Below are 9,412 nucleotides of genomic sequence, written 5' to 3'. Positions count from 1 at the left end.
CCCTTGAACGCCTGCATCAGCGCCGCGCCGTCCGCGCCGTCGATCGCGCGGTGGTCGAAGCTGCCCGTCGCCGACATGACGGTCGCCACGCCGAGCGTGCCGTCGGGCTGGACCACCGGCCGGAGCTCGCCCGCGCCGACCGCCAGGATCATGCCCTGGGGCGGGTTGATGACCGCGTCGAACTGGGTGATGCCGTACATGCCCATGTTGCTGATCGACGCCGTACCGCCCGTATATTCCTCCGGCTTGAGCTTGTTGTCGCGCGCGCGGGCGGCGAGATCCTTGATCTCCGTCGCGATGGCCGACAGCGGCTTAGTGTCGGCCTCCCTGACGACGGGCGTGATCAGCCCGGTGGGCGTCGACACCGCGACCGATATGTCCGCGCGCTTGAACGTCACCAGCTGGTCGGGGGTGAACATCACGTTGCACTTCGGGACCTGCATCAGGCTGGCCGCGAGCGCCTTTACGAGCAGGTCGTTGACCGACAGCTTGACCCCGCGCGGCTCGAGCGCCGCGTTGAGCTCGGCGCGGAGCTTCAGCAGCGCGTCGAGGCGGACGTCCACCGTCAGGTAGATATGCGGAACGGTCTGCTTCGACTCGGTCAGGCGGCGCGCGATGGTCTTGCGGATGTTGGAGAGCTTGGCGAGCTCGTGGGGGATGTCGGGGATGGCCGCGGGCTTGGGCGGAGCCGCGGCCTGCGGCGCGACCGGTGCCGCCACGCTCGCGTCCGACGTCACGGGCGCAGGTGCCTGCTCGACCGCCGGCTTTGCCGTCCCGCTCCCCGCGCCCTCGATATCGGCGCGCACGATGCGGCCGTTCGGCCCCGATCCGGTCACCCCGCCCAGATCGACCCCGCGCTCGGCGGCAAGACGCCGGGCGAGCGGGCTGGCCTTGACGCGGTCGCCGGTGCCGCTCGCCTGTTCCGGCTTCGCCACCGTCGAGTGTGCGCCCACGGTACGCTCGTCCGGGTTCGCGGTCGGCGCGGAAGCCGGGCCGGTCACCGGCGGGCGCCCGTGATCCTCGGCCTGCGCCACTGATCGACCTTCTTCTCCCTCTCCCGCCTGGAGAGAGGGCTGGGGAGAGGGGCCGTCCCGGTCACCGGCCTGTGGGCTGGACAGCCCCTCTCCCCGGCCCTCTCCCCGAGGGGGAGAGGGGGCAGCATCGTCCCCCTCGCTCGTGATAGTCGCGATGACGGTGCCGACCTTCACCCCGTCCGTGCCCTCGGCCACGTCGATCGAGGCGATCACACCCTCGTCGACCGCCTCGAACTCCATCGTCGCCTTGTCCGTCTCGATCTCCGCCATGATGTCGCCCGACTTCACGGCATCACCCACCTTCACCAGCCACTTGGCCAGCGTCCCCTCCTCCATCGTCGGCGACAAGGCGGGCATCTTGATGGGTGTCGGCATGGGCGGGACCTCGGACGTAGGAGAACGCCCCGCCTCACAAGCGCAGCGCCCCGCGCGCGTCAAGCCGTCGGCCTTGCGCCAGCGCGCGCGCGGCGTCACCTTCGCGGGCGAGAAAGGCGCGGGCGAGAAAGGGGGCGACGAGCATGCGCATCTACCTGGTCGTCGTGGACGATACGCCCGAATCGGGCATCGCGCTGCGCTTCGCCGCGCGGCGCGCGGTCAAGACGGGCGGCGGCGTCGAAATACTGGCGCTGATCCCGCCGCAGGAGTTCATCGCGTTCGGCGGCGTCCAGGCCACCATCGAGGAAGAGGCGCGCCTGCATGCGGAAGGACTGGTGGCGCAGGCTGCGGGTGCGATCATCGAGGAGTCGGGCCTGCGCCCCTCCATCACGGTGCGCGAGGGCGAGGGCCCGCGCATTGTCCGCGAGCTCATCGCCGCCAACCCCGACATCGCCGCGTTGGTGCTCGGCGCCGCCGCGACGGGCGCGCCCGGCCCGCTGGTGGCGCACTTCGCGGGAACGGACGCGGGCGCGCTCGCGGTGCCCGTGATGATCATCCCCGGTTCGCTCCGCCCGGAGGCGATCGACCGATTGAGTTGAGCCAAGGACCGCCTACCCACACCGTTCGCCCTGAGCTTGTCGAAGGGTCGTTCTTCTTCGGACGGCCGCAAGAAGGACGACCCTTCGACAAGCTCAGCGCGAACGGTGTTGGGGACGAGCTCCCCGGTTCACTTCTGACAGGCCACGATCGCCGCGATCACCGAGATCGTCTCCTGCGGATCGCGCACCCGCACCGTGTCCAGCCCCAGCGTCTTGGCCGGGTAGTCGTTGCCGCCCGGGAAGATCGCGTCGCCGATGAACATCATCGCATCCAGCGGCACCCCGCTCGCGTCGCGCAGCTTTTTCAGGCCGTACGCCTTGTCGACCCCCTGCCGCGTGATGTCGATCGAGGTCGCGCCGCCCATGTTGATCGACAGGCCGGGCAGGCGCTTCGCCAAGTCCGCCTGGATCACCTTGCGCTTGGCGAAATCGGGGTCCCAATGCTCCTTCTCCTCGAGCGGCGCCTGCTGGCCGAGCGCGGAGAAGGTCACCTGGCTGCCCCGGTCCTCGACCTGGTCGCCCCAGGTCCGCTCCGGCTTGAACCCGGTCGCGGCGAGCGAGGCGGCGAACGCCTCGACGATGTTCCGCCGCTCCTCGTCGGAGAACAGCTCGGCGAACACCGGGGCCCATTCGTCCTTGTAGGTGTAGAGCTTGGTGCCCGTCGTCGGCATAAGCCACAGCCTGGTCCGATCCGCGCGCTCGGGCAGGCGGCTCGCGACCTGCTTCTGGAACTGCGGCCAGTCCCCGCCCGAGATCACTGCGACATGCGCCACGCCCAGCAGGTCGGCCAGCGCCTCGCCCATGTCCTCCAGGAGCGGCTGCTTGCTGAGGGCGAGCGTTCCGTCGAGGTCGAACGCGACAAGCTGCTTCATGCTCAAATCTCCGGATAAGGTCGCCCACGCCCCTAGCGCCGCGATCCGCGCGGGTGAAGAGGATGCGATCCGGGCTTGAGCCGGCGCGCGAACCCGGCCACCCTGCCGCATATGTCCATCATGATCCTCGCGGCGGCGGCGGCCGCCGCCGTCGCCCAGCCCTCCCCCGCCCGCCTGCGCGCCGACGTGGAGGCGATGGTCGGCTTCGGCACCCGCCACACGCTCTCGACCACCACCGACCCGCGTCGCGGGATCGGCGCGGCGCGGAACTGGGCGCGGGCGCGGTTCGAGGCGATCTCGCGCGACTGCGGCGGGTGCGTGACCGTCGAGCGCATCTCGCGCATCTTCACCGGCCCGCGCGCGCCGACCGGCGTGGTGGTCGAGAATGTGCTCGGCATCCAGCGCGGGCGCGACCCGAACCGCTACGTCATCATCGGCGCGCACATCGACAGCCGCGTGACGGGCGAAATGGACGCCTCCTCCGACGCGCCCGGCGCGAACGACAACGCGTCGGGCGTGGCGCTCGTGCTCGAGGCGGCGCGCGCCCTGTCCAAGCGGCGGTTCGACGCCACGATCATCTATGCCGTCTTTTCGGGCGAGGAGCAGGGACTGTGGGGCGGCACGCTCCTCGCCGAGACGGCGCGGGCGCGCGGCTGGCGCGTGTCGGCGATGCTCAACAACGACATCGTCGGCAACTCGGTCGGCCAGGGCGGCGTGCGCGAGGCCGCGCGCGTCCGCGTCTTTTCCGAAGGCATCCGCGCGTCGGAGGAGCTGACCGACCAGATCCGCCGGCGCGGCGACGGCGGCGAGGATGACGGTCCAAGCCGCGCGCTCGCCAAGCTGATCGACGGCGAGGCCGCATCCGTGCGCGGCGGGCTGGACGTATTCGTCGACCGCCGCCCCGACCGCTTCGGACGCGGGGGCGACCACGAGCCGTTCCTACGCCTCGGCTATCCCGCCGTCCGCTTCACCGTCGCCAACGAGAATTGGGACCGGCAGCACCAGGACCTGCGCACCGTCGACGGCGTCGAGTACGGCGACACGGTGAAGGGCATGGATTTCGCGTACCTGGCCAAGGTCACCGCGATCAACATCGCCGCCGCCGCCCGCCTCGCCTCGGCCCCGGGCGCGCCGGAGAACGCGTCGATGTCCGGCGCGATCAGCCGTGACACGACGGTCAAATGGAACCCGGTGCCGGGCGCCGAGCGCTACCGCGTCCGCTGGCGCCGCACCGACCGGACGGACTGGACCGACATGCGCGACGTGACGGGCGCGACGACGGTGAAGCTGACGCAGGTGCCCGTCGACGACCATCTGGTCGGCGTGTCGTCGGTCGCGGCGGATGGAGCCGAAAGCGTGGTCAGCTTCGCCGGCCGCGAGGCGCCGCCGCCGCCGCGGCGCTGACCACTCGGCACCGCTTGTCAGCCGAGCCGCTCCGACAACATCGCCGCCAGCGCCTCGCACCCGCGCGCGTCCTCCGCGTCGAAGCGTCCGGGATCCGGGCTGTCCAGGTCGAGCACCCCGAACAGCGCTCCCCCGCGCATGATCGGCACGACCAGCTCCGACCGGCTCGCCGCGTCGCAGGCGATGTGGCCGGGAAAGGCGTGGACATCCGCCACGACCTGCGTTTCGCGCCTTTCCGCCGCCGTCCCGCACACCCCCTTGCCCAGCGGGATGCGGATGCACGCCGCCTTGCCCTGGAACGGCCCGAGCACGAGTTCGCCCTCGACCAACCGATAGAAGCCGGCCCAGTTCAGGTGGGGCAGATACTCCCACAACAGCGCGGCGGCGTTGGCCATGTTGGCGATCCCGTCCCGCTCCCCCGCGGTCAGCGCGTCCAGCGCGGCGTGAAGGTCGCGATAGAGCTCGGCCTTGGACCCGGCGGCGATATCGAACTGGTACATGCTTCTCCCTCTCCCGCTTGCGGGAGAGGGCCGGGGAGAGGGACTGTCTTAGCCACGGTCCTCTCCCTGAACAGCCCCTCTCCCCGACCCTCTCCCCGGAGGAGAGAGGGAGTTCAATCCGTCTCCACCCTCCCCCGCCCGGCCTTCACCGCGCCGCGACCCTTCTTCGTATCCACCCGCCTGGCCTTGGCGGCCCGGCTAGGCTTGGTCTTCACCCGCCGCGCCTCGCGTTCCTCCGCCCCGGCGAGCAGTCCCGCCAGCCGCGCCCGCGCGTCGGCCCGGTTCGCCTCCTGCGACCGATAGCGCCTGGCCGTCAGCACCAGCACCCCCGCCGCCGTCAGCCGCGACCCCGCCGCCAGCTTCAGCCGCCGGTAGGTCTCGGGATGCAGCCCCAGCCGGAACACGTCCACGCGCAGCTGGCACGCGGTCGCGACCTTGTTGACGTTCTGCCCGCCCGGCCCGGTCGCGGCGAGGAAGCGTTCCTCCAGCGCGTCCTCCGGAACGTCAACCATCGCCGAAGCCCGCGGCCGCGAACCGCTCGGGCGTCGGCGCGGTGGCCTCGATCGGCGGCTTGTCGTCCCGGTCGAGCCGAAGCCACGCCGCATGCAGGAGCATCCCGCCCGGCTCGCCCCGATCGTACTTGGGCCCGTACACGGGATCGCCCACCACCGCCGCGCCCAACCCGGTCGCGGCATGCACGCGGATCTGGTGCGTGCGCCCCGTCTCCGGCCGGAACTCGACCAACGAGCGGCCGTCCCGCGTCTCGACCAGCCGCCACGGCGTCCGCGACGCCTTGCCTTTCGGATCGCCGATCATCCGCCATCCCGTCTCGGCGGTCGAGACCTTGAGGAGCGGCAGGTCGACCACTCCCTCCCCGCCCTCGGGAACGCCGTCGAGCACCGCCAGATAGCGTTTCTCGACCGCGCCCGCTTCCCATGAACGCTGGAACCGCGCATGCGCCTTGGGATTGCGCGACAGGAGCAGGCATCCGCTCGTATCCCGGTCGAGGCGGTGGACGGGCAGCGGCCAGCGTTTGAACCCGAAGGTGAGACTGTCGAGATGGTTTTCGAGCGACAAGGACCCGTCGCGCGGCGGGTCGACCGGAAGCCCCGCGGGCTTGTCGATCACCAGGGCCTCGCCATCGAGGAAAAGGACGCGGTCGCCGTGCATCGGCGACGCCATGGCATTGGCGGGGTGCTCGGCGCAACCGCGCTGCTGTTCGCGATGCCCGCCGCCGCGCAGCTGTGCGACGGGGAGAGCGCGCGCAGGTCCGCCGACGGCCGGGTGCTCGGACACCTGCCCTACGGCCAGGTCGCCGACGCCGAGCTGGTCGACGCCCCGCCCGGCTTCGCGCTGAACCGCTGCCGCATCCGCGCCGACATGTTTGCCGATCTCCAGCGGCTGATGACCGCCGCCTCCGCCGACCCGCGCACGGCGGGAACACTGCGCGGCCTGTCCTGCCACCGCACGCTCACCCGCCAGGGGTCGGTCTTCTGCCGCGAGCACCCGGACGGCGATCCCGCCGACCGCGCCATCTCGGTCGCGCCGCCCGGGCATAGCGAGCACACGACCGGCTACGCGATCGACTTCGCGATCCGCCCCTCGCCCGATTGCCCCGACGCGGAGGCGTGCATGTCCGTGCTCCCCGCCGCGCGCTGGCTGCGCGACAACGCCACGCGCTTCGGCTTCGAGCAGAGCTTCCCGACCGCGAACGGCCAGGGCGTGAAATGGGAGCCGTGGCACTGGCGTTGGGTCGGAACGGCCCGCACCGAGCCCGGCGCGGCGCGGGCGAGGTTCGTCTTCGCCCGGGCCCGCGCCGAGTTCTCGGCCAACCCCGGGCTGGTCGACCCGCCACCCGTGGTGAGGACGATCGCGGAGGCGCCGCCTCCGCCGCCGCCGGTCGCTCAGGCTAAGCGCAAGAAGCGCCGCCGCTGACTTCCCTCTCCCACCGGGAGACGGGCAAGACCGCGAAGCGGGCGCGGGGTGAGGGTGAGGAGCAGGCCGCGTCGACGCTCGTACCCTCACCCTTCCGCCCCTTCGGGGCTCCCTCCCTCTCCCGGTGGGAGAGGGAAAGGGGGTCACGCCGCCAGCTTGCTCGCGACTTCGGCGATCCGCCGCCCCTGATACCGCGCGCCGTCGAGCTCGCTCGCGCTGGGCTGACGGTCGCCCTTGCTGTCCGAGATCGTGGTCGCGCCGTAAGGCGAACCGCCCTTGACCTCCTCGACGCCCAGCTGCCCCTGGAAGCCGTAATCGAGCCCGACGATCGTCATGCCCAGATGCATCAGGTTGGTGATGATCGAGAAAAGCGTCGTCTCCTGCCCGCCATGCTGGCTGGCGGTCGAGGTGAACGCGCCGCCGACCTTGCCGTTGAGCGCGCCGGTCGCCCACAGGCCGCCGGTGGTGTCCCAGAAGGTCGCCATCTGGCTCGTCATCCGGCCGTAACGCGTGGGCGTGCCGACGATGATCGCGTCATAGGCCCGGAGCGCGTCCGGTCCCTCGATCACCGGATGCGAGGTGTCCGTCTTGAAATGCGCCTGCGCCACCACTTCGGGCGGAGCGGTCTCGGCGACGCGGCGGATGTCCACCTCCGCCCCCGCTCCGCGCGCACCCTCCGCGATCGCGTCCGCCATCTGCTCGATATGGCCGTAGGACGAGTAGTACAGCACCAGAACCTTGGTCATCGTCATTCTCCCATGAAATCCATTGGCGAGATCGCCTATTCCGAATCGACCAGTACGATCTCCGCGTCTTCCAATGCCTCGATCGCCACCGTCCGCCCGCCCGTCAGCGCCACGCCGTCGCGCGCCTCCACGGCCTCGCCGTCGATCAGCAGTCGCCCGGTCGCCGGAACCAGGTACGCGTGCCGCCCCGCGCCGATCGCATGCTCGGCCCGCTCGCCGGCCTTCAGCGTCGCGCCCATGACCCGAGCATCCGCCCGGATCGGCAGGGCGTCGCCGTCCTCGGCGAACCCGCTCGCCAGCGTCACGAACCGGCCCGACCGCGCGCCCCTGGGAAAGGGCTTGGCGCCCCAGCTCGGCTCGCCGCCGACCGTGCGTGGCTCGATCCAGATCTGGAAGATCGTCGTCGCCTCGTCCTCCAGGTTGTACTCGGCATGGCGCACGCCCGACCCCGCGCTCATCACCTGGACGTCGCCCGCCTCCGTGCGGCCTTCGTTGCCAAGCGAGTCCTTGTGCGTGATCGCGCCCGAGCGGACATAGGTGATGATCTCCATGTCGCGGTGCGGGTGCGGCGGAAAGCCCGACTTGGCGGCGATCACGTCGTCGTTCCACACCCGGATCGTCCCCCAGCCCATGCGGGCCGGGTCATGGTAGCCCGCGAACGAGAAATGATGCCGCGCGTCGAGCCAGCCATGGTTCGCATGACCCAGGCTGGCGAAGGGACGACGGTCGATGGTGGTCAAGGTATCGAGCATGGGAGATATCTCCTTTTGGTCGCCCTCAAGATAGGCCGCGCGACCCACGCGTAAATGGAGACGCTGGAAACGGATCGTTGCGGCATCTAGGCCGTCGGAAGGAGGAGCGGAATGAACAAGCTGCCCGATCTGGAGGCATGGGCGATCTTCGCCGCCGTCGCCGAGCAACGATCCTTCAGCGGAGCGGCCGCGACGCTCGGCCTGTCCAAGGCGACCGTGTCCAAGGCGGTGGCCCGACTGGAGGCGCGGCTCGGCCAGTCATTGTTCCACCGAACCTCGCGCCGCCTGTCCGTCACCGAGGCCGCGCTCCCGCTGGCCGAACGGGCCCGCGCGATGCTCGCCGAGGCGGAAGGAGCCGAGGAGGCGGCGCGGGACGGGGCCGCGTCGCCCGCCGGCCGCATCCGGGTAGCGGCCCCGATGAGCTTCGGCCTCGCCGCGGTCGCGCCCGTGCTGGCGGGCTTCCTTGACGAATACCGCCAGGTCGAAATCGACCTGAACCTGTCCGACTCGCGAACGGACATCATCGCGGGCGGATTCGACCTGGCGCTCCGCATCGGCGAGCCGCCCGACAGTTCGCTCCGCATCCGGCGGCTCTGCGCCGTCCCGTTCCACATCGTCGCCTCGCCGCTCTACCTCGCGCGCCACGGCCGCCCGGTCCACGCCGCCGAACTCGCCCGGCACCGGCTCCTCGGCTACAGCAACGCCCCAGGCCCGTGGCGCTTGTACGGACCGGACGACGAGGCGGTCATGGTGCGGCCCGTCGGGCCGCTCCTTGCGAACAGCGGCGACGCGCTCGTCCCCGCGCTGATGGCGGGGCTCGGGATCGCGCGCCTGCCCAACTTCATCGTCGGCTTGCATCTCGAGTCCAAGGCGCTGGAGGCGATCCTGCCGGACTGGACGCCGCCGCCGGCTTCGCTCCACCTGTTGACCCCGCCCGGCACGCTCCGCCCGGCGCGCGTCGAGGCGCTGATCGCGTGGCTCGCCAGGCACCTGCGCGATTGATCCCGCGCTTTCCCTAACGGCGGCGTCGTCGCGCTAACGCCAAATTAATCTTTTCCCTTCAGACATCGTGTGGTTAATTGACCGGGTGGCCGGGGTGGATGCAGGCCGCGAACGGGGGGATCTCATCAATGCGCGTATTGTTGATCGAAGACGAGCCGACGACCGCCAAGGCCATCGAGCTCATGCTGACGAC

General features: G+C 71.0%; 11 protein-coding genes. 4 read left to right on the top strand and 7 right to left on the bottom strand.

All coding sequences use genetic code 11. The features are described 5' to 3' along the window. Positions 1-1,409: pyruvate dehydrogenase complex dihydrolipoamide acetyltransferase (locus ACFE71_RS13545; protein ID WP_375429303.1), on the bottom strand; the 1,409-nt coding region annotated here is incomplete at its 3' end. Positions 1,410-1,552: 143 nt separating this feature from the next. On the opposite strand from ACFE71_RS13545, the gene ACFE71_RS13540 reads away from it, so the two are divergent. Continuing rightward, complete coding sequence (locus tag ACFE71_RS13540; protein ID WP_375429302.1) at positions 1,553-2,008, top strand: universal stress protein; 456 nt, start codon at positions 1,553-1,555, stop codon at positions 2,006-2,008. Positions 2,009-2,136: 128 nt separating this feature from the next. Here the strand turns inward: ACFE71_RS13540 and ACFE71_RS13535 are convergent, their stop codons facing one another. Further along, a complete protein-coding gene (locus ACFE71_RS13535; RefSeq protein ID WP_375429301.1) occupies positions 2,137-2,880 on the bottom strand; it encodes an HAD-IIB family hydrolase in 744 nt (247 codons plus the stop codon). 120 nt (positions 2,881-3,000) lie between these two features. On the opposite strand from ACFE71_RS13535, the gene ACFE71_RS13530 reads away from it, so the two are divergent. Continuing rightward, positions 3,001-4,284 (top strand): M20/M25/M40 family metallo-hydrolase, encoded by a 1,284-nt coding sequence (locus ACFE71_RS13530; protein ID WP_375429305.1) that lies wholly within the window; start codon positions 3,001-3,003, stop codon positions 4,282-4,284. A gap of 17 nt (positions 4,285-4,301) precedes the next feature. On the opposite strand, the gene ACFE71_RS13525 is transcribed toward ACFE71_RS13530, so the two are convergent. The 3 genes from ACFE71_RS13525 to ACFE71_RS13515 form a co-directional block, all read right to left on the bottom strand. Then, positions 4,302-4,784, bottom strand: coding sequence for a GAF domain-containing protein (locus ACFE71_RS13525; RefSeq protein ID WP_375429300.1), 483 nt, complete (start codon positions 4,782-4,784; stop codon positions 4,302-4,304). 113 nt (positions 4,785-4,897) lie between these two features. Further along, on the bottom strand, positions 4,898-5,296 hold the full coding sequence (gene arfB, locus ACFE71_RS13520) for an alternative ribosome rescue aminoacyl-tRNA hydrolase ArfB (protein ID WP_375429299.1): 399 nt from the start codon (positions 5,294-5,296) through the stop codon (positions 4,898-4,900). Next, a complete protein-coding gene (locus tag ACFE71_RS13515; protein ID WP_375429304.1) occupies positions 5,289-5,954 on the bottom strand; it encodes an RluA family pseudouridine synthase in 666 nt (221 codons plus the stop codon). Before ACFE71_RS13515 ends, arfB begins: the two co-directional genes overlap by 8 nt. Here ACFE71_RS13515 and ACFE71_RS13510 point away from each other — a divergent pair. Beyond that, the gene (locus ACFE71_RS13510; RefSeq protein ID WP_375429298.1) at positions 5,949-6,719 is read left to right on the top strand and encodes a M15 family metallopeptidase; all 771 of its coding nucleotides are present in this window, start codon (positions 5,949-5,951) and stop codon (positions 6,717-6,719) included. The genes ACFE71_RS13515 and ACFE71_RS13510 overlap by 6 nt on opposite strands. Positions 6,720-6,862: 143 nt before the next feature. Here the strand turns inward: ACFE71_RS13510 and wrbA are convergent, their stop codons facing one another. Continuing rightward, on the bottom strand, positions 6,863-7,465 hold the full coding sequence (gene wrbA, locus ACFE71_RS13505; protein WP_375429297.1) for an NAD(P)H:quinone oxidoreductase: 603 nt from the start codon (positions 7,463-7,465) through the stop codon (positions 6,863-6,865). 35 nt (positions 7,466-7,500) lie between these two features. After that, positions 7,501-8,217 (bottom strand): pirin family protein, encoded by a 717-nt coding sequence (locus ACFE71_RS13500; protein WP_375429296.1) that lies wholly within the window; start codon positions 8,215-8,217, stop codon positions 7,501-7,503. Positions 8,218-8,328: 111 nt separating this feature from the next. On the opposite strand from ACFE71_RS13500, the gene ACFE71_RS13495 reads away from it, so the two are divergent. Then, positions 8,329-9,219, top strand: coding sequence for a LysR substrate-binding domain-containing protein (locus ACFE71_RS13495; RefSeq protein WP_375429295.1), 891 nt, complete (start codon positions 8,329-8,331; stop codon positions 9,217-9,219). Positions 9,220-9,412 lie beyond the last annotated feature (193 nt).

Origin of the sequence: uncultured Sphingomonas sp. (assembly GCF_964237155.1) — a bacterium.
Classification (GTDB): domain Bacteria; phylum Pseudomonadota; class Alphaproteobacteria; order Sphingomonadales; family Sphingomonadaceae; genus Sphingomonas.
This window is presented reverse-complemented; position numbering and strand designations above follow the sequence as displayed.

Coding starts and splice junctions, on each gene's coding strand:
- ACFE71_RS13530 (WP_375429305.1), top strand. CDS start 3,001: ATGATCCTCGCGGCGGCGGCGGCCGCCGCCGTCGCCCAGCCCTCCCCC.
- ACFE71_RS13540 (WP_375429302.1), top strand. CDS start 1,553: ATGCGCATCTACCTGGTCGTCGTGGACGATACGCCCGAATCGGGCATC.
- ACFE71_RS13535 (WP_375429301.1), bottom strand. CDS start 2,880: ATGAAGCAGCTTGTCGCGTTCGACCTCGACGGAACGCTCGCCCTCAGC.
- ACFE71_RS13500 (WP_375429296.1), bottom strand. CDS start 8,217: ATGCTCGATACCTTGACCACCATCGACCGTCGTCCCTTCGCCAGCCTG.
- ACFE71_RS13525 (WP_375429300.1), bottom strand. CDS start 4,784: ATGTACCAGTTCGATATCGCCGCCGGGTCCAAGGCCGAGCTCTATCGC.
- arfB (WP_375429299.1), bottom strand. CDS start 5,296: ATGGTTGACGTTCCGGAGGACGCGCTGGAGGAACGCTTCCTCGCCGCG.
- ACFE71_RS13515 (WP_375429304.1), bottom strand. CDS start 5,954: ATGCACGGCGACCGCGTCCTTTTCCTCGATGGCGAGGCCCTGGTGATC.
- wrbA (WP_375429297.1), bottom strand. CDS start 7,465: ATGACCAAGGTTCTGGTGCTGTACTACTCGTCCTACGGCCATATCGAG.
- ACFE71_RS13495 (WP_375429295.1), top strand. CDS start 8,329: ATGAACAAGCTGCCCGATCTGGAGGCATGGGCGATCTTCGCCGCCGTC.